Origin of the sequence: Flavobacterium defluvii (assembly GCF_900129555.1) — a bacterium.
Classification (GTDB): Bacteria; Bacteroidota; Bacteroidia; order Flavobacteriales; family Flavobacteriaceae; genus Flavobacterium; species Flavobacterium defluvii.
Window position 1 is genome coordinate 12395 of the sequence record NZ_FQWC01000009.1, and the last position, 23687, is coordinate 36081.

Annotated in this window: 14 protein-coding genes; 5 read left to right on the plus strand and 9 right to left on the minus strand. The window is 34.3% G+C overall.

What is annotated here, in order from left to right:
* Nucleotides 1–22: 22 nt before the first annotated feature.
* The 8 genes from BUC29_RS17495 to BUC29_RS17530 all read right to left on the minus strand — a co-directional run bounded on the left by BUC29_RS17495 (nt 23) and on the right by BUC29_RS17530 (nt 15522).
* On the minus strand, nt 23–1192 hold the full coding sequence (locus BUC29_RS17495) for a glycoside hydrolase family 88 protein (RefSeq protein WP_073417474.1): 1170 nt from the start codon (nt 1190–1192) through the stop codon (nt 23–25).
* A gap of 255 nt (nt 1193–1447) precedes the next feature.
* The gene (locus tag BUC29_RS17500; protein WP_073417639.1) at nt 1448–2968 is read right to left on the minus strand and encodes a RagB/SusD family nutrient uptake outer membrane protein; all 1521 of its coding nucleotides are present in this window, start codon (nt 2966–2968) and stop codon (nt 1448–1450) included.
* A 200-nt stretch (nt 2969–3168) separates the two neighbouring features.
* Nucleotides 3169–6171: a SusC/RagA family TonB-linked outer membrane protein gene (locus BUC29_RS17505; protein ID WP_073417475.1), complete on the minus strand. Its 3003-nt coding sequence runs from the start codon at nt 6169–6171 to the stop codon at nt 3169–3171.
* A gap of 213 nt (nt 6172–6384) precedes the next feature.
* Complete coding sequence (locus tag BUC29_RS17510; RefSeq protein WP_073417476.1) at nt 6385–10476, minus strand: hybrid sensor histidine kinase/response regulator transcription factor; 4092 nt, start codon at nt 10474–10476, stop codon at nt 6385–6387.
* A 276-nt stretch (nt 10477–10752) separates the two neighbouring features.
* A complete protein-coding gene (locus BUC29_RS17515) occupies nt 10753–12384 on the minus strand; it encodes a DUF4955 domain-containing protein (RefSeq protein ID WP_073417477.1) in 1632 nt (543 codons plus the stop codon).
* 285 nt (nt 12385–12669) lie between these two features.
* Nucleotides 12670–13854: a mannonate dehydratase gene (gene uxuA / locus BUC29_RS17520; RefSeq protein WP_073417478.1), complete on the minus strand. Its 1185-nt coding sequence runs from the start codon at nt 13852–13854 to the stop codon at nt 12670–12672.
* A 122-nt stretch (nt 13855–13976) separates the two neighbouring features.
* The gene (locus BUC29_RS17525) at nt 13977–14789 is read right to left on the minus strand and encodes an SDR family oxidoreductase (RefSeq protein WP_073417479.1); all 813 of its coding nucleotides are present in this window, start codon (nt 14787–14789) and stop codon (nt 13977–13979) included.
* 280 nt (nt 14790–15069) lie between these two features.
* Nucleotides 15070–15522, minus strand: coding sequence for a NanQ anomerase/TabA/YiaL family protein (locus BUC29_RS17530; protein ID WP_073417480.1), 453 nt, complete (start codon nt 15520–15522; stop codon nt 15070–15072).
* Between the two features lie 211 nt (nt 15523–15733).
* Here BUC29_RS17530 and BUC29_RS17535 point away from each other — a divergent pair, with 211 nt between their 5' ends.
* Nucleotides 15734–16741, plus strand: coding sequence for a LacI family DNA-binding transcriptional regulator (locus tag BUC29_RS17535; RefSeq protein ID WP_084538667.1), 1008 nt, complete (start codon nt 15734–15736; stop codon nt 16739–16741).
* Nucleotides 16742–16844: 103 nt separating this feature from the next.
* Here the strand turns inward: BUC29_RS17535 and BUC29_RS17540 are convergent, their stop codons facing one another.
* Nucleotides 16845–18014, minus strand: coding sequence for a DUF4861 family protein (locus BUC29_RS17540; RefSeq protein ID WP_073417482.1), 1170 nt, complete (start codon nt 18012–18014; stop codon nt 16845–16847).
* Between the two features lie 184 nt (nt 18015–18198).
* Here BUC29_RS17540 and BUC29_RS17545 point away from each other — a divergent pair, with 184 nt between their 5' ends.
* From BUC29_RS17545 to BUC29_RS17560, 4 genes are all read left to right on the plus strand, one after another.
* On the plus strand, nt 18199–19116 hold the full coding sequence (locus BUC29_RS17545; protein ID WP_073417483.1) for a YybH family protein: 918 nt from the start codon (nt 18199–18201) through the stop codon (nt 19114–19116).
* 48 nt (nt 19117–19164) lie between these two features.
* A complete protein-coding gene (locus BUC29_RS17550) occupies nt 19165–19629 on the plus strand; it encodes an NUDIX hydrolase (RefSeq protein WP_073417484.1) in 465 nt (154 codons plus the stop codon).
* Between the two features lie 94 nt (nt 19630–19723).
* The gene (locus BUC29_RS17555; protein ID WP_073417485.1) at nt 19724–20362 is read left to right on the plus strand and encodes an HAD family hydrolase; all 639 of its coding nucleotides are present in this window, start codon (nt 19724–19726) and stop codon (nt 20360–20362) included.
* A gap of 264 nt (nt 20363–20626) precedes the next feature.
* On the plus strand, nt 20627–23554 hold the full coding sequence (locus BUC29_RS17560; protein WP_073417486.1) for a triple tyrosine motif-containing protein: 2928 nt from the start codon (nt 20627–20629) through the stop codon (nt 23552–23554).
* Nucleotides 23555–23687: the final 133 nt, after the last annotated feature.

Below are 23687 nucleotides of genomic sequence, written 5' to 3' on the forward strand. Positions count from 1 at the left end.
CCTTAGCAGCTTAGTACCTTTGTTACTTCTTTCTTAATAATGCTTCCAGAAAATAATAGTCGGCGTAAATTATTGGTTCGTCAATTTCATCGTGTTTTGGCCAGTTTCCGGTACTGTGATCAAATAGGAAAGGAGCCTTAATTTTAGAATCTAAAATATATTTTTCAGTTTGTACAGATGCCATTAGTTTATCGGCGAAAGCCAGATAACTTTTATTATTTGTATACGTGTACAATTCATATAAACCTGATGCCATAACCATTGCGGCAGAAACATCACGAGGCGAATTTGGAATGGCCGGATCTTTTAAATCCCAATACGGAATTCCGTCTTCAGGAAGGTTTTTATTGGTCATAAAAAACTTTGCTGTGGCTTCGGCTTGTTTTAAATAGGCAGGATCTTTTGTGTATCGGTATGACATTGTAAATCCGTAAACCGCCCAGCCTTGTCCGCGTGCCCAAACTGAATCGTCATTAAAACCTTGTAAAGTAGTTTTCTTTCTAACTTCGCCCGTATTCGGATTATAATCAATTACGTGATAACAAGAGTTGTCTTCTCTAAACTGATTTTTTAAAGTTGTGTTGGCGTGCTGAATCGCAATGTCGCGATATTTTGGATTTCCGGATAATTTGGATGCTTCAAAAAGCAATTCCAGATTCATCATATTGTCGATGATAACCGGATAATCCCAAATTTCTTTGTTGAAATCCCAGGAACGAATCGAACCCACTTTTGGATTAAACCTTGTGCATAAAGTTTCGGCGCCTTTAATAATTACTGCTTCGTATTCTTTCTTGTTTTCCACTTTCAGCGCTTCTCCAAAACTGCAAAACACTTTAAAACCTACGTCATGCGAATTACTGTTGACACTTTCCTTTTTGCTGAAAGGCGTCCATTTTTGAGCTTGTTCTTTGTATTTTGAATCGCCTGTAAGCTGGTATAAATGCCAAAGATTTCCGGCAAAAAAACCGCTTGTCCAGTCTCTCGACGGAACTTTGCGAATTTCATTGGTTTTGATATTCATGCTTCTTGGCATCGACATCGAATCTACCGGATAATCGAGCAGCATTTTATAACGCTCTTCGAGTAAATTATTTGATGCTGTACTTTTTGTTTGATGATTAACCCCAGATTTGCACGCTGTTACCAGCGATGCAAACCCCAGGATTAAAATGAAACTAACTTTATTCATACTACTAATTAATCAAATTTTTAGTTTCTATACTAAATTTTAGACGCGGATTTTAGCGGATTTTTTTCTCTCGCAGATTTGGCAGATTTGGCTGATTTTTCTATTTCCAGCACATTAAAAATGTTTTTTAATTCAATCTGCTTAATCTGTCAAATCTGCGAGAGACAAATTATTAGTGACATAAAAAATCCGTTCAAATCTGCGCTTTCGCAAAGCGAATCTGTAAAATCCGCGTTCAATAATAATTGTTTTAAATTAATAACCAGGATTATTTGGTTTTAAATTTGGATTTATTGCCAGTTCTGTTCCCGGAAGCGGCCACAAATAATCTTTGTCAGGATTAAAATTGGCATGTGGTTCTAATCCATTCGGACCAAATACTTCAGGACCATTTTTCAATCTTTTGATATCGTACCATCTTACATATTCAAATGCCAGTTCTAATCTTCTTTCGTCAATAACCATTTTTTTGAAATCAGCTTTTGACAAACCTGGCGTTACATTTGCCGGAAAAGAAACCTGCTTTCCTGCTTTATTTCTTGCTCTTGCACGAACTCGGTTTACATAACCATCGGCTTCTGTAGTTCCCGGATTAATTTCGTTTAAGGCTTCAGCTGCAGTCAGTAAAACTTCGGCATAACGCATTGTGATATAATTATGCTGAGAAGTTCTTCCGTTTGCACCTGCTTTTCCCGGAAAACGGAAATACTTTGCAATGTGCGGACGCGGTGCTTTTTCGTTATCACTTGAAGGATAAACCTGCAATGATCCGCCCGGACCGGTTTTCTTTCTGATAATGGTATCAAAACTTACTGCTCGTCTGTAATCTCTTTGATCCCAAGTATTAAACACTTTTAATGACGGAACTGCAACAGAAAATCCCTGCCCGTAGCTGTAACTGTCATCTTTTAACGAACCTGTAAAAAACGCGGTATAATCCTGACCGTAATTTCCTGATGTTAAGTTATTAAAATCTACTGTAAATAAAGGTTCTTTTAATGAAGCAGCTTTTGTAGCATTGAACAAATCCTGAAAATCGGCATCAAGACCTAAACCAAATTTTGTTTCATTTGTAATAACATATTTAGCTTCGTCATACGCTTTTTGATACTGACCCAAAGTTAAATAAACAGAAGCTAAATATCCTGCTGCAGTTCCTTTTCCGGGAACGGCTTTTACTTTTGGTTTATCTTCCAGCCATTGTTTTGCAAACTCAAGATCAGCAATGATTTTTAGGTAAACGTCGGCTTCTTTTGTTTTTCCGATAGAATTTACCTGAGAAACATCATTCACCACAAAATCAATGTATGGAATATCGCCAAAAAGACGAACTAAATGATAGTAAGTAAATGCTCTTGCAAAGTATGCCTGTGCTACAATTGCGTTTACTTTTGCAGGATCTCCCGGTGTCTTTTTAGCACCTTCAATCGCTTGATTTGCCGCTGTAATAATGACATACGACTGCGGCCAGAAGTTTGCCACAAGTGCATTTGTATCGTTCATCGACATGTCATTTACATCGATACGTGCCGCCTGAGTCGTTCTGTCGCCAATGTCCGCCATATCATCGCGAAGCATTAAAGCGATAGTAAATTCTCTTCCCCAATAATTATTGTGCGCGATGTTGGCAAAAGCTCCGTTTACAGCGGCCTGCAAATCATCGGTATTGTTGAAGAAGTTTTCCGGGCGAATGATTCCTACCGGTTTTTCTTCCAAATCAGAACAGCTAAAAAAGGTCAGTGTTCCTAAGAATAGAAATGCTATATATTTTTTCATAATATTTTTTTTAGGCTTGTTGGTTGTAATTAATTTAAAACACATAGAAACATAGTTTAACATTCTCAAATAAAGGTGTTTCACAAAACACACATAGAAAGCTATGTGTTAGAAACATGTTTCTTTTTATATTCTTTCGTATACATAAAATCTATGTTTCTATGTGTTAAATGATATTACACTCAGCAAAGATTAATAGATTAGAATTTTACATTAAGACCCATTGTAAACGTTCTTACGTTTGGATATCCGCCATAATCTAATCCTAAGTAAGTGTTACTTCTTGCATTAGTGTCATTTAAGTAGCTTGTTTCAGGATCTGTTCCCGGATAGTTTGTAATGGTCCAGATGTTTTGCGCACTCACATAAAAACGAACTTTACTCAATCCCATTTTCGAAACAATGTTTTCATCTAAGCTGTATCCTAAAGAGATATTTTTTAAACGAATGTAGCTTCCGTCATAAACAAATCTTGAGGTAACTCTTTTTGTTCTGGCCGCATTTTTAGGAACATTTGTATCTGTGTGTGTTGGTGTCCAGGAGTCTAAAACTTCAGTAGTAGCATTGTTGTTTCCAGATGCTAATTCCATTAAAGTATAGTTTAAGATTTCTCCTCCTTCTGAACCTTGGAAGAAAATATTCAAATCAAGATTTTTGTATGTAAAATCATTGTTTAAACCAAAGATGAAATCTGGATTCGGATTTCCGATAATTGTTTTATCCTGAGAATCTAATTTTCCGTCGCCATTATAATCTCTGAATTTTTCGCCACCCGCAGTTGTTTCGAAGTTTCCTGGCAAAACAGTTTCTCCCTGCTGAATTACACCATCATAAATAAATCCAAAGAAAGAACCAACCGGCTGTCCAACTCTTAAAATCTGTGATTCTGTTGCCAAAAAATGACCCGGAGCCGAGTTAATCAATAAATCTTTGTTATCAGCTAATTTCAATACTTTGTTTTTGTTTGAAGAAATATTGAAACTTGTATTCCATGTAAAATCCTGACCAATAAAGTTTTTAGAATTAATTCCCAATTCCCAGCCTTTATTTTCTAATTCTCCAACGTTTTGAAGCTGAGAAGCAATTCCTGAAACTCCCGGAAGCGGTCTGTTGAATAATAAATCTTTTGTGATCGTTTTATAATAATCGGCTGTAATGCTGATTCTGTTGTCAAATAAACCTAAATCAATACCATAATCCTGCTGATAAGATGTTTCCCATTTTAAGTTCGGATTATCTAATGAAGTTAACTGCACCGCATTTGTAATTACGTCACCGCTTACATAATAAATTTCAGAAAATCTCGAAAGCGTAGAGTAAGCACCAATTGATGGATTTCCGGTTGCTCCGTAACTTGCTCTTAATTTAAGATTTGAAATCGTTTTGCTGTCTTTTAAGAAGTTTTCTTTACCAATATTCCATCCAATTGCTCCAGAAGGAAAAGTTCCGTATTTGTAGTTTTTACTAAAGCTTGAAGAACCATCTCGTCTGGCCGTAAAGGTTAGTAAATATTTATCATCATAATCAAAATTCAGCCTTCCGAAAGCAGAAATCAATTCAGTTTCAGATAAATTAGAATCTGGTTTTAAAAATACTGTTCCTGCACCAAGATTTCTGTATGAATTTGTATTCGTTAAAAATCCTCTTGAAGCCGCATACGAACTTTCATTTTTGTTTTTTTGATATGAATAACCACCAAGAACCGTTAAAACTCCTTTGTCGATAATTTCACGTTTAAAAGTCAAATAATTCTCTGTTAAGAAAGAAGAAAATCTGGTGTTGTTTACAGAAGCTTCTCCTTTGATATTTTTTCCTGCTATTAAAGTGGAAGGTATAAATCTTCCTGTTTGAGAATTATTATCGGTTAAACCTAAAGTCGTTTTAAAATCTAAATCTTTTGTGATTTTGTATTGAGCAAAGAAATTATTTCTGTTGATGATTGAAACCGTTTCCAGAATGTTTTCCATTGCCGTTGCATATGGATTGTCAATATCGTCACCAATAGGCGCTGTTGTTGTATACGTTCCGTCTTCGTTATAGATTCCTTTATCCGGCATAAATCTGTAAGCCGATGCAATTACACCCGCAGCTCCCGTTCCTCCGGCACCTGTTTGGCTCACAATTCCGTCTTTGTTTTGTTTGCTTGTAAAAGTGTTTAAACCCACTTTAAATTTTGGAGATAAATCGGCTTCAAGATTAGCAACAATCGTATATCTGTCAATTCCTGAATTAATTACAACACCATTTTGGTTAAAATACGTTCCAGAAACATAATATTTCACCGTATCTGAACCTCCGGAAAATGATAATTGCGTATTCGAAATCATTCCGTCACGATAAATCAAGTCTTGCCAGTCTGTATTTGCAGGACCTTGTGTGTGCGTTGTAAAGCTTTTTCTGTACGCCGCAAACTGATCTGCATCTAATAAATCCAGTTTATTATTTACTGTTTGCACAGAAGTAGAGTTACTGAATTCAATTACTGGTTTTCCCGGTTTTCCTTTTTTAGTAGTAACCATAATAACCCCGTTTGATCCTCTTGAACCGTAAATAGCAGTCGCCGAAGCATCTTTTAAAACTTCAATAGAAGCAATATCCTGAGGTGCCGGCATCGAAACTCCCGCAAAACCGTCAACCACAACAAGTGCATCACCGCTGGCATTAATAGAAGTTCCTCCACGAACCCTGATTTTTACAGGAGCTCCCGGTTCACCACCATTATTCGTTTGTACCGAAACCCCGGCTGCACGGCCTTGTAAAGCCTGCTCTGCACTAAGAACCGGATAAGCCGTTAACTCTTTTGCCGTTACAGAAGATACAGAACCTGTAATGTCGCTTTTTTTACGGGTTCCATAACCCACAACTACCACTTCGTCAAGAGTTTTGGTATCTGGTTTTAAACTTACGTTGATTGCAGTTTTGTTTCCAACCGGAATTTCAACAGTTTGATATCCTACGAAATTAAAAACTAAAACAGCATTTTTTTCTGAAACAAAAACAGTATAATTTCCATCCATATCCGTCGTTGCCCCAACAGAAGAATTCTTGATATAGACATTGGCACCAGGAAGCCCCAGTAAATCTTCACTTGAAGTTACCTTTCCGGAAACTTTTCGTTCCTGTGCACTCATCATGATACTTGCCAGTAAAAATGTTACCAGTAAATACCAGCTAAACGATTTAATTTGTTCATCTGTAAACATTCATTTTTGGTTTAAAGGTTAATGTTAGATAAAGTAGAAAAGCAATAAACTCATTCCGATGATGATAACGACAAACAGAATTTGAAGTAAGATGAAGCTCGTTTTTTTGATTTTCATATGGCAAATGTAGAAGCCGAAAACGATATAGAAATACAAAAAAGGGTATCTAAAAATACAGATACCCTTTTTTAAGCCTTGAAAACAGTAGGTTTTTTAGATTACAATCGAAGATTTGTAAAATTTATCAGAATATTGAGACGGAGTTTCGCCGTATCTTTTTTGAAAGCATTTGCTAAAATATTTTGGATTGTTGAAACCAACTTTATAACTAATTTCTGAAACATTTAATTTGTTTTGTTCCAATAATTGAGCGGCACGTTTTAAACGTATTTCATGAATGAATTCGTTTGGTGTAAAATTCGTCCACGCTTTTACTTTCAAAAATAACATGGTACGGCTGACACCCAGTTCTGAACAGAAAAACGGAATATCAAATTGTTCGTTTGAAATATTTTCTTCCACAATTTTAAATGCTTTTTTCAATAATTCCTCATCCAGAGAAGAAACCGTAATTTCAGACGGAATAAAACTGTCTTCGCTTGAAAATTTGAGTTTTAAACGTTCGGTTGTGTTTAAAAGGTTTTTTACACGAAGTTTAAATTCCATTAAATTGAATGGTTTACTGATATAATCATCGGCACCGCTTTCTAAACCTTCAAATTTATATACTAATGATGATCTCGAAGTCAGCAAAATAACCGGAATATGACTCGTTTTGATATTTTCTTTTATTTTAGAACAAAGTTCGGTTCCCACCATTTCGGGCATAATAACATCGCTGATAATCAAATTCGGAACAAATTTTAAAGCCTTTTCCAGCGCCATTTTTCCGTTTTCGGCTTCAATAATATTATAATCTTTTTTGAGAAGATTTTTCATGAATTTTCTCAGAACCTTGTGGTCTTCGACAAGTAAGATAGTCTGCTTTTCTTCGTTTACGATTAAATCTTCAATGTCTTCATTTTCGATAGTTTCCGAAGGTTCAAGCTGTGCCGCATATTGTGCAATATCATCGCTTATTTTAAAATCAGGAATAATTTCGTTGTCTGAAAGATGTTCACGCCCAAGCGGAAGCGTCACTTTAAAAATAACTCCGCCCGTTGGTTTATTCGTTACATCAATCGAACCTTTGTGCAGTTTCACGATATTTTTTACAATCGAAAGTCCAATTCCCGTTCCTTTATTATAGTTTTTCTGAACTTGATTGTGTGTTGGAACTTCAAAAAACAAATCAAAAATTTTGTCGATATGTTCTTCCGCAATTCCAACTCCCGAATCTTCAACGGCAATAAAAAGGTTTTCGTGATCGTGGTTTATTTTAATGTTGATCGTTCCGCCTTTTGGCGTATAGCGAAATGCATTCGAAATCAGATTATAAAATACACGCTCCAGTTTATAGCGGTCAAAATAAACCGATATTTCTTCATCAGAAGTTTCAAAAGTATAATCGTAACCGCCGTCTTTGGCATATTCGATGAATGATAAATAAATTTCTCTGGTAAATTTGACAATATTTCCGTTTGCAGATTCCAGCGCAACCTGATGATTTTCAAGTTTTCTAAAATCCATTAAACGGTTAATTAAACTCAAAAGATGATTCGCGCTTCCTTCAATCACCAAAAGCTTTTTGTACATTTCGTTGGTTCCGTTATAATCAGCCAGAATTTGCTGTAAGGGCCCTAAAATCAAAGTTAAAGGCGTTCTGAATTCATGCGAAATATTCGTAAAGAAATCTAATTTTAGTTTATTGTTTTCTTCAATACGTTTCGTTTCCAGATATTCCAGTTCCAGTTTTTGTTTCAGTCTTGCTTTCGATTTCATAATCCAGATCAAGCCGTATAAACCTAAACCAATAATAATTCCATACAGCATAAATGCCCAGATACTGCGCCATGGAGCCGGATTTACTACAACGGTAAGCGTTGCCGGAGTTTTGTTCCAAACGCCGTCGTTATTTGCGCCGCGAACTTCAAAAACATAAGTACCCGGATTTTGAATAGCAAAATTAGCTTCAGCATTTTTAGTTGTTGTCCAGTTATTTTCTAAACCAATCAAACGATAACTGTATTGATTATTTTTTGATCGAATGTAATTCGGAATCGCAAAGTTTATCGAGAAATTAGCCTTATCATAATCCAGTGTTATAGTTTGGGTAAAACCGATGCTTTTTTCCAGAATTCCGTCTTCATCGTTTGCATGTACGGTTTCATTTTTGATTTTCAAATCGGTAATTAAAACCTGCGGAGCGTATTGATTTAAGGAAATTTTTGTGGCATCAAAATAAGTAGCGCCAGACGGACTTCCAAAATAAAACTGATTCGAATCTAATTTTAAAGCCGAATTATCGTTGAATTCATTACTCGCCAATCCGTCTTTTTGATCATAAATGACAATATTTTTTTTAGTTGTACTGTATTTAATAATTCCCTGATTTGTACTGATCCACAGGTTTTTATCGTCATCTTCTAAAATCGAATGAATAGAAGTTATAACTGTATTTCCTATTTTAAGATTGATATGATTGAATTTTTTGCCATCAAAATAATGAAGCCCTTTTGCTTTTGTTCCTACCCAGATTTTGTTTTGCGAATCCTGAAACAAAGTCAGAATATCATCGCCCGACAAAGCCGAATGATCGTAAAAGAAATGCTGAATGACATATTTCTGTGGATTGAAATTTTTAAGCGGAATTCGGTTCAAACCATTTTGAGTTCCTACCCAAACATAATTTTGTTTGTCAACTAAAATTGTTCGGACAATATTGTTGGTTAGAAAAACTGGTTTTGTATTGTCATTTCCAATAATTTGGAAAGTTTTATTTCCTGTATTGTAACGAATTAAACCTTTTCCGAAAGTTCCAATCCATAAAATAGAACCTTCCGTTTTTAGAGAATAAACACCGCTTTCTTTTAAAAGAGAAATCAAATCCGGAGCAATTCGATTGTCTTCAATTCTTTTTGAAATCGTATTGTAAGCCGATATACCTTTAGAAAAAGTCCCAATCCATAAAATATGATCGTCAGAAAGACACATCGATTTGATGTCGTTTTTATTCGCCTGACCGGTTTTGCTGTTAATATAACTTACGGTTTCGGTGTTTTTATTGTAAACCGTGATACCGCCGCCTTCTGTTCCAAAATAAATATTCTGATTTTTATCGGCAATAATCGAACTTACCACATCAAAACTCATCGGAATTTTTTTCGAATTCTGATTGTAATTGGAGAAATTCACATTCGATACATCCCAAAGATTCACGCCTTTATAATAACAGCCAATCCAGATTGAACCTTTTCGATCCATAAAAATCGATTTTACTTTGTCAATTCCGTTGTTGTTATTGCTATTGTTTATTTTCTGAAGACTTTTATCTTGACCCAAAATGTAAATACCGTCGTAAGCGCCAATCCATAAAGAACCTTGTTTATCAATAACTAAAGATCTTATGTCAGTATTGATTTCGCGGTATTTTTCAGCATCCAAAAAAGAAACAAAAGCTTTCTGTTTTTGATCAAATTTTAAAAGTCCTTTATTTTTTGTTCCAACCCATAAAAATCCACTTTTGTCTTCAATAACCGATTGTACAGTTAATAAATCTGTGGCATTTAGCGGATAATTTTTAAACGAAAATTTACCATTTTTTCTATTCGTTAATTGACACAAACCTTTTGTAGTTCCAATCCAGATTTCGCCTTTTTTGGTTTTTAAAATGCTCAGAATATTATTGCTTGGAAGAGTAGAAGGATCATCATCTGAATGAAAAACAGAAGTAAATAATCCCGATTTTTTGTTGTAAATCGTTAATCCTTTTGAAGTTCCAAACCACATTTCACCGTCAATTTCGTGAATGCTCCAAACAGCGTTGTTGCTAATTGTATGATTGGCTTTTGTGTGCAGATATCTTGTAAATTTATTCGAAACCGGATCGTAACAGTTTAATCCATTGTAAGTTCCCACCCAGATTTTTCCTGAATTGTCTTCTTCAATTGCCAAAATATCATTGTTGCTAATGGAAGATTTATCATTGACATCGTTCCTAAAAATAGTAAACCGGCTGCCGTCATATTTATTCAGTCCGTCGCGCGTACCAAACCACATTTGCCCAAACTTATCCTGATGAATGGCAATGACAGAACTCTGCGAAAGTCCGTCGGTTGTTGAAATATTTTTAAGGCGATATTTATTTTGGGAAAATAGATTTCCAAAAACAAAGACAAATAATAAAAGAGCTATTTTAAGTTTCATAGCGCACAGATTTATATTGTGAATTGAGTTTCTCGCAAAGTCGCAGAGTCGCAAAGTTTTCTTTTTAAGTTTCCTTTTAAATTTTTTCTTTGCGTTTTAGCGACTTTGCGAGATTAATTTATGCTGTTGCTTAATCCTTAAACACATAGAAACATAGATTTTTCTAATCAAAAAAAAACTAGTTTTTCACACATAGCTTTACGTAAAAACTATGATTATTTATGTAAGTGAAACGCCTTTTATACGTTCCTAAAAGCTATGTTCTATGTGTTTAAATTATTTTTTTAAGCGTTTGTTCAATTGATAATCGTACAAAGACGGGATTTTTTCTATAGGCGTGTTTAAAAATTCAATATAAGGATCGACGTCGTATTTGATTTCAAATTTTGCATTTCCGTGTACGCCAATGATTCTGGCAAAAGCACCATCTTTCATTCCGTATAACAAAACCGGTTTTGATGTATCCGGATTTTCAACCTGAACATTTAAATTCCAAAATGTACTGAAAGGCCCGTGAGAAGGTTTCCAATACTCAGCACCGCCGCCGCCAAATAAAAAGTAGCTGTTGTTTTTATCCGGCGTAATATGAACCGTTATATTATCAAACAAATTTTGATGATTGGCTCCCGAATGCTGATCTAAAAGCGCATCGGCAAAAATCTCACAATCCTGATACACGTTTTTTGTAGAAAAAGTATTGAAACTCAACGGATGAACCGCTTTATTGTAGATTTTAAGATTCTTGACCAAAACATTATGAACACCGCCAAGCGTTACCGTATAATGTGATAAATGCGGACCATCGGTAACAATATTCTGAACCGTAACATTTGAGATTTCTTCACCTAAAATTCCGCTGTCGGCATTTGTGATTTTGACATCATTGACCCAGCTGTTAAAGAGACGTGTCAAGAAAATGCCATTATTTCCCGGTTCAACGTGGTGCGCTACTCTTGGAATATCGGGAAAAGTAAAACGCAAATGTTCGATTCCAACTTCGGTTAAATGTTTCCATTCGACCAATTGTGCCTGATAACTTGTTTTAATTGAAATAGTTAAAGGCGTTTTTATAGTAATTTTTGAATTTGAAATCTTCACAATTTTAACCTGCTGTCTCACAATAGGAAGTTTAGGAAACTGCCAGTGATGCGAGCCCGGTTTTACTTTTGCACCTTGATATAAATCTTTAATGATTTCGCCGTTTTCGCCATCTTTATTAAACAATTGTAATTCGACAATATCACCGATTTTTAAGTTTTTTACATCAGAAACATTGATCGTAAATTCGCCCATTTTACCGGAACTGACTTTTGCCAAAACATTAGGTTCCGGTTCGTATTTATCCAAATAAGATTTTACACGTTCACCCGGAATCTGCGTCCATATAAAACCGCCGGACCACGCATATTGTGAGAAAGGCAAATCGATATTGTTTTCAGATTCTCTCTGTCTTTTATCAAAAGTGGTCAAATATTCACGAAGTTCTGCCAGAGATTCAGGATCTTTAAGATACATCATGGGTCTTGGGCAGTAAATTTCAGTTCCGTTTTCGCCAGAACCTGCACCTCGAAGTACAAAATTGCTTCTTTCGATATAGAGAATTTCACTCAGAATAATTCTTCCTTCGGGCAATTGTAAAATTACATTTCCGTCAACTGAATTTGCTGCTTTTAAAGCTTTCAATAAAGCTTTTGAATCGTCTAAATTGTCATTTGCTTTTACACCAAAATCAACAGCATTTATAATTTTTCCATTAATTTCAGGAATTTGGCTTTCGCCGAAATGATATCCTGCAAAACTAAAATCAGGAAGATAATTGGTTTTTGAAGTAATAATTTTGGGTATTTCCTGCGCCAAAATAGTGTTCATAAAAACACAGCAGGATATAAGGATGGTTTGGCGAATCATGGTTTTGTGGTTTTTGTGGTTAGTTAGTTTTGGTTTGCTGCGAAAGCAGTAAGATTTTTTCTCTCGCAGATCTCGCAGATTTTGCGGATTTTTTTTCTCATTTTTTTGTCATCCTGACGAAGGAAGGATCTTCGCAAGTTGCTCTACAAAGATTATCTATTAACCTCGCGGAGTTACTTGTGAAGATTCCTCGTTCCTCGGAATGACAAACGAAACTTATAAACCTATCTGCTTAATCAGCGAGATCTGCGAGAGAAAAAAACTTATCGCCTTCACAGCAAACTTTTATATAGATCGCTTAATCCCTAATTCAAGTCCTCGTAATTCTGCCAGACCTCTTAAACGTCCAATTGCAGAATAACCCGGATTTGTTTTCTTCTTTAAATCATCCAGCATTTGATGCCCGTGATCCGGACGCATTGGCAATTTGCTGTTGTTTCTTTTTTCGACTTCTAAAATCGCTTTTACAACTTCGTACATATCAACATCACCTTCAAGATGGTTGGCTTCATAGAAACTTCCTTCTTCGTCGCGCTGCGTACTTCTTAAGTGAATAAAATTCATTTTATCGCCGTGACGTCTTACGATTCCCGGTAAATCATTATCAGCACGAACACCGTATGAACCCGTACACATGGTAAACCCATTTGATTTAGAAGGCGCAGCGTTCATTAATTCTATTAAATCTTCTTCGGTACTTACAACTCTCGGTAAACCTAAAATCGGGTAGGGAGGATCGTCTGGGTGAATCGCCATCAAAACACCTTTACTTTCGGCAACCGGAATAATTTCTTTTAAAAAATGAAAAAGATTATTCTTTAAAGCCTGTCTGTCAATATGATTATATGCGCTTAATGTTACTAAGAAATCTTCGACTGTATACGCTTCTTCAGCACCCGGAAGTCCAGCCAGAATATTTTGCTGTAATTTGATTTTATCTTCTGAAGTCATTGCTTCAAAATAGCTTTTTGCTTTTTGTTTTTGTTCTTCAGAATATTCGTTTTCTGCGCCTGGTCTTTTCAAAATAAACAATTCAAAAGCCGCAAAAGCGTTGATGTCAAAACGTAAAGCTTTTGAACCGTCTTCAACCGTAAATGATAAATCAGTTCTTGACCAGTCTAAAACAGGCATGAAATTATAACACACACATTTGATGCCGCACAATGCCAGATTGCGAATGCTTTCTTTATAATTTTCAATGTATTGAAGATATTTTCCTGTTTGTTTTTTAATATCCTCATGAACCGGAATACTTTCTACAACCGACCAAGTCAAACCCGAAGCCCCTTTTTTGGGATCGCCGTTTTCGTGTTCGATTTCCACTTTTCGTTTGATGATTTCATCAATGCTCCAAACTTCTCCGTTCGGAATATGGTGTAGAGCAGTTACAATTCCAGTTGCTCCGGTTTGTTTAATATCTTGTAAAGAAACAGGATCATTCGGTCCGAACCATCTTAATGTTTGTTCCATTTGTTATGTGTTTTTGGTTTGTTCTCCTGCAAGGTTTTCAAAACCTTGTAGGTATTTTAATTTATATAAACGTTTAATTTAAAACTACAAGGTTTTGGAAACCTTGCAGGAGGTGAGAAATCTTAAATGCTCGTTGCGGCAAAACCTCCGTCAACTTTTAAAATTGTTCCCGTTACAAATTTTGACATATCACTGCATAAAAATAAAAGTGCGCCGTCGATATCTTCCGGAGTTCCAAATCTTCCCATTGGTGTGTGATCGATGATTTTTTCGCCTCTTAGCGTTAATTTTCCTTCCGGAGTTAATAATAAAGAACGGTTTTGTTCTCCGATAAAAAATCCTGGTGAAATCGCATTTACACGAATTCCTTCGCCATATTTTTGCGCCAATTCAACCGCCATCCATTGTGTAAAATTGTCAATTGCCGCTTTTGAAGCAGAATAACCCACAACTCTCGTTAACGGTCTTTGTGCCGATGCTGATGAAATGTTGATAATATTTCCTGATTTTTGTTTGGCAAAAAGCTCCGCAAAAACCTGAGTTGGAAGCATTGTTCCGATGATATTTAAATCGACAACTTTTTGTAAATCATCGCTTTTCATGTCATAAACGGCCTGATCTGGCTGAATCGTTGCACCCGGCATATTTCCACCTGCAGCATTTATTAAAATATCTAGACGATCGTATTTTTCTACGATAAAATCTTTAGCTTTTTCTAATTCTTCTTTATTTAAAACATTCGCCTGAACAGCAAAACCTTGTCCGCCATTACTTTCGATGTTTTTAACGGTTTTCTCTGCTTTTTCAAGTGATTGAGAAACGATTCCTACGATTGCGCCTTGCTGAGCCAAAACATTTGCAAATCTACTTCCTAGTACTCCGGCGCCGCCTGTTATAAGTGCAATTTTTCCTTTTAGATTAAATACTGAATCCATATTTATTTTTTAATATTCAATACTTTAAATTCCAAATTCTAATTTTTGAAAAGTAAAGTATGTGTATGTAATTGATTTTAATGTTTTAAGTTTTTTCTAAACACATAGAAACATAGTTTTTAGAGGCGTTAAAAGCGTTTCACTTGCATTAATAAACATAGTTCTTGCGTAAAGCTATGTGTGAAAACTTGTTTTCTTAGACAACTTTTGAGCTAAAGAAAATCTATGTTTCTATGTGTTTAATTTTAATGTTTTATTTGGAATTTGGAATTTTTCTCCGTTAGGAGATACTAACTTTAAATACCAGTTTTTTCAAAAAACCTTCGCCAATCATCGTTGCGTGAACATCTTCTGGAAATAAGATAGCAAATTGCTTTTCCTGCAATTCAAAAAACATATCCGGTTTATCGTGAAAAAAACGAACATCTCTTTCGTCGCTATAATCGCCGTTTGGGCTAACACATTTTTCTCTCGGTTTCCATGCAAAAGTTTCAGGGCCTTGTATAGAAATCTGAATGTCTATGTTTTTGTCATGACATTCAAAACCTTTAATACTTTCTTCTCTTGTATTTCCGTCACCGTGAATGACTATTAGTTTTAAGCCTTCATTAATTTCTATAGTACCAGCTTCAAGACTGGCAATATCGGTTTGGTTTACGTATTCAAAAGCTTTTTGAAAATTGGGATGCAGGCTGTAATATTTGTCAGCATTCTGTAATGAATCTATTATCATTTGGTAAGATTTTGTTTTTTGTTTTGAAATAAATACTATAAAAACTTGTCGTTTATATATTATGTGTATTTTTACGTGTACGCACACGGTATTTTACAAATGTATGTAAATTGTAATGTAAAACAACTTATTTTTGCTAAAAAAATAATTTTCATAAAGGAGCTTTTATTATTTTAACTAAAAAGGAATCAATATCATAACAATAAAAAAAATAGCGGAACTAGCCAATGTTTCGCCCGGAACTGTTGACAGGATTATTCACAATCGTGGTCAGGCTGCACAGGAAACTGTAGACAAAGTCAATGCTATAATTGAAGAATTTGGTTATAAACGAAATATTCTGGCAAGTAATCTGGCTTTGAATAAGAAGTTTCGTTTTGCAGTTTTTCTTCCTAAATATGAAAAATTGGAATATTGGCGCAGTCAGGTTGAAGGAATTGAAAAAGCTGGTTTGGAGTTTAGTAAATTTGGAATTGCTCTGGAATATTTCTTTTATGATTTTGATACGGCTTCTTTCAAAGAATCTGTCAAAAAAGTATTAGAGTTCGATTGTGACGGATTATTATTTGCTCCGATTTTTTACGAAGATTCGGTTCAGTTTTTAAATGAATATAAAAAGAAAAATATTCCGGTTGTCATGATCGATTCGAATATTTCTAACGAAGATGATCACGCTTATGTGGGGCAGGATGCTTTTCAGAGCGGTTATCTGGCCGGAAGATTAATCAGTTTTGCGGTTAAAAACGAAAGACATGTTTTAATTTTTAAAATTACCCGCGAAATAGAAAGTACATCAGTTTATTTACAAAGAATTGATGGTTTTTATTCTTATTTTAAAGATCACAACGAACTTACGAATTTCAGATTTTCAGAAGTTACTATCAAGGATTCAGGAATTGATCAGATGAATCTTGAAATGTTTTCCGGAATCAACAGCATTTTTGTGCCGAATTCGAGAGCTTATATTGTCGCCCGATTTTTGGAACAAAACAATATAAAAGGCATCAGAATTATTGGTTATGATTTATTAAATGAAAATATCGAATACCTAAATAAAGGTGTAATTGATTTTTTAATTAACCAAAGGCCAGAAAGTCAGGGCTATATGGGAATTAATTATTTGTATAAAAAATTGGTTCTTCAGGAAGATGCCGAACGCACACATTATATTCCCTTAGAAATTATCTTAAAGGAGAACTATTTTCCTGCGAGGAAGTGATTTTAATTGCCCACGGGTTTTACAGATTAAACGGTTTTGCACTGGTTTATTTTAAAAATAATCTGCGTCAATCCGTTTAATCTGTAAAACCCGTGGGCCAATCTTATTTCTTAACCTTCACAATCAAAGGATTATTGATTTTTTCTGCAAAAGAAGTCAAATAAGTTTCCCATTCTTGTTTGGTTTGAAACGGACTTCCTTTTTTCCATCCAAAACCAACATAATAAATTGCTTTGTTGTTTTTAACTGAGATATTTCCGTAAAGGTTACTCAAATCTTTTTCATTTGTAACATGATTATCAAAACCGGTTAATGTACCTTTTGGCGCAATTAAACCTAAACCAATTTCAGAATCATCGATTGGTTCCCAATAACTTAGCCAGCCTTCTTTAATATTAGTTCCAATAGTTCCTTTTTTCTCATGAAGCGTTATTCCGGCAGAAATGGTTTTGGTTCCTGTAATATTAATTTCAAAACGTGAAAACTGACTTCCGTAATCTAAACTGATAAGTTTTGACTCAGTTATTTTATTTCCTTTAGCATCCCAATCGGCATAGGTTAAAATAAAACTCGTTCTGATTGGTCCGGTTGTAATGGTTTTCCAGCTTACGAAGTTTTTAGAAAAATAATATTTGCCATCCACTTTAACAGCAATTCCGCCAATTCCGCGGCTGTCACCAACGTGAAAATTATCTAAACCTTCGCCAGTATCTTTGTGATACGTTCCGGTTCCGTTTGTTGCTTTTTCGTACCATTTATTAATAATCGGATAATCGACTCTTTTCAGCCACGCATCGATTCCGCTGGTTAAAGTTCCACCCGGAACATTATCTTCGACCATTTTTTGTGCCACAGGCCCGTAAGTTCTAAAAGCCACTTTATTATTTTCCCACGCATAATCGTCTGTTCGTTCAGGAACAAATCTTGAGTAGCAGCTAACAACTTTCGAAGCAGAAGGATTTGTTCCAACAAAAACTTCAAAATCCTGTTTAGACGAAGCTTTTATTTTCGGTTGAAACAGAAGAACATCCATAGTTCCGTCGCCGTCGTTGTCTAGGGTTTGAGTTTCTAAAAATGAATTATTGCTGATGTCTTTTACAGCATAATTTTCAAGTTTAGAATCTGCTGATAATCCAAGAGATTTTTTGGTTAACTCTACTGTTTCGAATTCTCGGTCAACCTTTAAATTATTGCTAATTGTTATAGTTTTATTTTGAGCCTGAATGTTGAAACTTCCAGCCAGAATTGCGGTTAATAAAAGATGTTTTTTCAAAATGAGATAGTTTTTAATTTTTGCTTTTTGTTTCTTATAAAATTACAAATCTAAAAGTATTTATAAATACATAAAAAGGGTAATAATGTACAAATAGCTGATAATGAATTTTATATAAATGTTTTTTTGAAATTAGTTAAAATCTTTTCCTACTTTTAATAATCCATTTTAATATTGTAAAAGCATGAAAAAGAAATATTTAACAATACTATTGTTTTCAATTTTTGTGAATCTACAAGGACAAATCATTAAAAATGCAGATCAGTTAAAAGAAAGACTAAAAGATATAAACAATCAAATTGCAGATTCTTTTCTGCATAATGACAGCAGCGTTATTATAAAATATTATGACGAAAAAGAACCAGTCTGCATGCCTGAATATCATAAAGCTTTATACACAAAAGAAAACATTAAATCCTATTATCAGCAATGGCTTTCTTCGTTTAAAATAAATGCTTATAAACGAGATATTTATGAAGTTCAGCTGTTGGATAATTATGCGATTGAAATTGGAACTTTCAATATTAATGCAGTTAACGAAAAAAGCCCATTAATGTATGATGGAAAATATTTGAATGTTTGGAAGATTGCAAAAGACGGAAAACTGATTTTAATTTCAGAAATATGGGGAGCCAATAAAGCAATTGACGGTGCTAATTTTTCATTTATTAAAACAAAAGAAAGCGTAATACCTAAACCTAAAGTAAATAAATCTTTAGAAAACGAAGTCAATAAACGAAATCAGCGCATTGCAGAACTTGTAACAAATAGGGAAGGCGAAAAACATGCTGATGAATTCTTTATTAAAGATGCCATTTATCTAACTTACGATTCTCCAATGTTTGTTGGAATAGAAAACATCAAACCTTATTTTGTAGAACACGAAAAGCCAAATGGCGTTTCGATCGATTCTATTTCGATTAAAGCAAGCAGAATGATTCCGATAAATAATTTTGTTATCGAATACGGCTATTATTATGTTGATGTTTCATGGGATAATAAAAAAGGAAAAGCAACTGTTACCGGAAAAAGCACGAATATCTGGAAAAGGGACGAAAACGGAACTTTAATGCTGTATCGCCAAATGGTAAATCATAATTAAATAGCTGTAATTCAAAAAGAATCACGATATTTATGTAAAACAAATTACATGAAGCAGAGTGCCGGAATATTAGCATATAAATTCGTAGACAAAACTATTTTTTTCTTTTTAGTTCATCCTGGCGGGCCGTTTTGGAAAAATAAAGATTTAGAAAGCTGGTCGATTCCAAAAGGAGAATTTACAGAAGATGAAGATCCGCTCGATGCTGCGATACGCGAGTTTAAGGAAGAAACCGGTTTTGAGGTCGACGGTGATTTTATAAAACTCGAATATGTAAAACTAAAATCAGGTAAAATTGTTCATGCCTGGGCTGTCGAGTTTGATGTTGATGAAACTTTGGTAAAAAGCAATGATTTTGAAATTGAATGGCCGCCAAAATCAGGAAAATTTCAAAAATTTCCAGAAATTGACAGAGCCGAATGGTTTCAAACAGCCGAAGCCTTAAAAAAAATAAATTCCGCACAAGCTGATTTTATTGTTCAGATGATTTCTAAAATTTCTGCTTCACTTTAAAAAGCATTACTGATTTACAAGATAATTTTCGTAATTTACATTCTTGTCGTCTGATAGTTTTTATCAGATAATTGTAAAAATGTAAATAAAAAGTATGGAAGTTAAGTGTATTATTTTTGATTGTGATGGCGTTTTAGTTGATACAGAGAAAATTGGTAACGGAATTTTGCTTGAAATGGCATCAGAACATGGTTTTGAAATGGCAATTGAAGATGCTTACCACCATTTTAATGGTCGAAATCTAAAAGATTGTTTCAGACATATTGAAGAAACAATCGATCAAAAACTTCCCGAAACTTTTGAAGCCGAATACCGCCAGAGAAGTTTTAATGCGTTTAGAACGGAAGTAAAACCGATGGAAGGCGTTGTTGCTTTTATCGAAAAATTAAAAATTCCGTATTGCGTCGCTTCGAGCGGACCGGTTGAAAAAATTCGTTTAAATCTTGAAGTTGCTGGTTTACTGAATAAATTCGAAAATAAAATATTCAGTTCCTACCAAATTAACAGCTGGAAACCTGATCCGGGCATTTTTCTGCATGCTGCCAAAGAAATGGGTTTTGAGGTAAAAGACTGCATTGTTCTTGAAGATAGTAAAGCGGGTGTAAAAGCCGGAATTCAGGGCGGATTTAAAGTATACGGTTTTGCTAATGGTTTTAATAACGAAGATTTAGAAAAAGAAGGAGCAGTTCTTTTTCATAATTACGAGGAATTGAGTAAAATGCTTGCAATTTAGTTTTTTTTTCAGCTTTAAGGTTTTTAAAATTTTATCTTACAATTGCCAATTTGTTTGATTAAAATGTGATTTGTTGCATTAAAATAAATTTTTATATATTTGAATTTCGACATTCTCTTTTTTGGTTTAATAATACTGAATAATTGTTATTGTATATTTAAAAAATGGATGTTTTTTGCCTAGAAAATGGCTTGTCCCAAAAAAGTCATTTTTTAAAATTGTGATTCTCAAAAATCACAAAATAACCTACAGAAAGAAACAAAAATGACGAAATTTATAAGAATTTTAATTTTATCGATATTACTCATTTCTCCAATTTTAACTGCGCAGATAAAAAAAATTGGTGTTCCTTTTATAACAAACTATAATCCAAAATCATATAAAGCTGCCTCAGAAAACTGGGACGTTCTTCAGGATTCTAAAGGCATGATGTTTTTTGCCAATCATTTCGGAATCATGCAGTTCGACGGCGTTCGCTGGAGCATAGTTACGCAGCCCGAAAACCGCAGTATGGTTCGCTCTCTGGCAATTGACAAAAAAGATAAAATGTATGTGGGCGCTCAGGGTGATTTTGGTTTTGTGATACAATTGCCAAACGGACAGTATCAGTATAAATCTTTGGTAAATCTAATTCCTGTTTCTGCCAGAAATTTTGGAGATGTTGTACATACTGTAATTCGAAAGGACGAAATAATTTTTTTCTCTTACGAAGCAATATTTATTTACAAAAACAATAAAATCAAGGTTTTAAAACCTAAATCTAGTTTTGATGATTTCTTAGAAGTTGATAAGGAGATTTATGTTTCGGATAATGCTAAAGGCTTATTAAAATTAAAAAATGATGCATTAACGCCTGTAATACATGGTGAGAAGCTTGCAGGAATGAAGATTAGGAAAATCTTTGAAACTCAAAACGGACTTTTGCTGCTCACACAAAAAAATGGACTTTTTAGTTTTAAAGAAAATCTTTTGAAACCATTTTTGACGGAGGCGGATAATGTTTTAAAACAAAATCAGATCTCGGTTGCCATTCAGCTTTCTGATGGATACATCGGGATTGGAACCAGACAATCGGGTTTGATAGTCATAGATAGTGCGGGACATTTGATTCAGCATATCAATAAACAAATGGGACTTCAGAATGATTATGTAACGAATCTTAAGGTTGATAAAGAAGGCAGTTTATGGGTTACGCTCAAAGAAGGCATTTCGCAAATTCAGATTTCTTCGCCTTTATCGAGAATTCTGGACACTTCAAGTTCTGAAACTAAAATATACTGCAGCCAGATTTATCAAAATAAATTATATATCGCTACAGATAATGGTTTATTCTGGATGGATTGGCTTTCTTATAAAAACGGAAAACACGAAAATGCTAATTTTCAGCACGTTTCGGGAATGTCTGAAAATGTATGGAATATTGGTGTTTTTGGAAATTCGCTTTTGGCATTTGAAAAAAACGGAATCTTTGAAGTTTCGGGTAATTCGGCAAAATTATTAGCAAAAGTTGATGGTGCGTGGAAAGGAATTCTAGTTCCTAATCATCCTGATTTATTGCTTGTTGGCGGTTATAACGGAATGTATCTTCTCAAAAAAATAAACAATTCCTGGGTTTATCAGCATAGAATAAAAGGTTTTGAAGAAAGCAGCCGCGTTATTGAAACTGATAAAAACGGCGATTTCTGGATTGCTCATGGTTATAAAGGAATATTTAAAATTAAGCTTAATAAAACTTTTGATGCTGTTGCAGATGTTCAGTTTTATAATGATAAAAATGGTTTTCCTTCGAGCTTATTTTTGAACACTTTCAAAGTTGACAATCAGATTCTTTTTGGAACAACAAAAGGTGTTTACAAACAAGATTCGCATTCGAAGAAAATGATTCCTGAACCCATTTTTAAAAAATACCTGGGGTTGGAAAGTCATATTCGATTATTAAAACCTGATAATCAGAATAATATTTGGTACGTTTCTGGAGAAAATACCGGAAAAATGACTAAAATTTCAAACGGAAGTTTTACGGTTGAAGAACTGCCTTTTAGAAAACTTCGTTATTTATATGTTCCGGGTTTTGAAAATATTCAAACCACAACCAGCGGCGATGTATTTTTTGGTACACAGGATGGCTTAATTCATTATAATGCCATTAAAAACAAGAAATATCAAACGAAATATAAAGCGTTAATTTCAGAAGTGAAATGTATTTTTCCGAAAGACAGTTTGATATTTTCAAGCCGTTACGATGTACTTCCGAATAAAACCAAAGAAGCCGGAGAAGAAATCTCCAGAGTTTTATCGTATTCAAATAACGCACTGCATTTTTCTTTTTCTTCTCTTTTTTATGATGAAGCCGATGCTACAAAATATGAATATTGGTTAGAAGGTTTTGAACCCAAATGGTCGGAGTACAGCCTTCAAACAGAAAAAGAATATACGAACCTTCCTGAAAATGAATATGTTTTTCATGTAAGGGCAAAAAATATTTATGATGTGGTAAGTGAAGAAGCTGTTTTTCGTTTTGAAATTCTTCCGCCTTGGTACAGAACTATTTGGGCTTATGTTTTGTATTTTATTCTATATAGTGTGGTGATTTATTTGATTATAAAATATCAGAAATCTGTCGCGGAACGTGATCGCCAGCAATTGATTTTAAATCAGGAAAAAGAATTGCTTCGCAGCCGTGCTGAACTAAATGAGCAAAGGCTGACTTTGGAACAGGAAAATATGGCAATTGTTCGGGAAAATCTTGAAACAACCATCAATCTCAAAAATGCTAAAGTGGCTTCGAGTACCGTAAACCTTATTCATTTAAATGAAATCCTGCTTTCTATAAAAGAATTGATTAGTCAGATTGATAAGAAAAATGATCCTAATGTGAACTTTAGTTTATTAACGAAAATAAACAAACTGATCGATCATGAATTGCAGGGCGACAAACAATGGAATGAGTTTGAAGAAATCTTTAATCAGCTTCATGATAATTTCATGCAGAGACTCAAACAAAGCTATCCGGTATTGACTCCAAGAGATATGCGTTTGTGTGCTTATCTGCGAATGAACTTTAATACAAAAGAAATTGCGCCGCTTTTAGGAATTTCTGTTCGGGGAGTTGAAGATACTCGATACAGAATTCGAAAAAAATTACAGCTTCCTTCTGACGCAAATATCACAGAATTCATTCTGAATTTCTAGATTATTTAAACACATAGAAACATAGTTTTACTTTGTCTAAAAAAGGCGTTTCATTTTTTTAAACAAACATAGCTATGTGTGAAAGCTAGCTTTTTTTATAATATTAAAATAAGAAGCAAAAAAAATCTATGTT

Excerpts from the sequence above, each read along its gene's own strand:
- BUC29_RS17495 (WP_073417474.1), bottom strand. The coding sequence starts at position 1,192 with ATGAATAAAGTTAGTTTCATTTTAATCCTGGGGTTTGCATCGCTGGTA.
- BUC29_RS17500 (WP_073417639.1), bottom strand. The coding sequence starts at position 2,968 with ATGAAAAAATATATAGCATTTCTATTCTTAGGAACACTGACCTTTTTT.
- BUC29_RS17505 (WP_073417475.1), bottom strand. The coding sequence starts at position 6,171 with ATGTTTACAGATGAACAAATTAAATCGTTTAGCTGGTATTTACTGGTA.
- BUC29_RS17510 (WP_073417476.1), bottom strand. The coding sequence starts at position 10,476 with ATGAAACTTAAAATAGCTCTTTTATTATTTGTCTTTGTTTTTGGAAAT.
- BUC29_RS17515 (WP_073417477.1), bottom strand. The coding sequence starts at position 12,384 with ATGATTCGCCAAACCATCCTTATATCCTGCTGTGTTTTTATGAACACT.
- uxuA (WP_073417478.1), bottom strand. The coding sequence starts at position 13,854 with ATGGAACAAACATTAAGATGGTTCGGACCGAATGATCCTGTTTCTTTA.
- BUC29_RS17525 (WP_073417479.1), bottom strand. The coding sequence starts at position 14,789 with ATGGATTCAGTATTTAATCTAAAAGGAAAAATTGCACTTATAACAGGC.
- BUC29_RS17530 (WP_073417480.1), bottom strand. The coding sequence starts at position 15,522 with ATGATAATAGATTCATTACAGAATGCTGACAAATATTACAGCCTGCAT.
- BUC29_RS17545 (WP_073417483.1), top strand. The coding sequence starts at position 18,199 with ATGAAAAAGAAATATTTAACAATACTATTGTTTTCAATTTTTGTGAAT.
- BUC29_RS17550 (WP_073417484.1), top strand. The coding sequence starts at position 19,165 with ATGAAGCAGAGTGCCGGAATATTAGCATATAAATTCGTAGACAAAACT.
- BUC29_RS17555 (WP_073417485.1), top strand. The coding sequence starts at position 19,724 with ATGGAAGTTAAGTGTATTATTTTTGATTGTGATGGCGTTTTAGTTGAT.
- BUC29_RS17560 (WP_073417486.1), top strand. The coding sequence starts at position 20,627 with ATGACGAAATTTATAAGAATTTTAATTTTATCGATATTACTCATTTCT.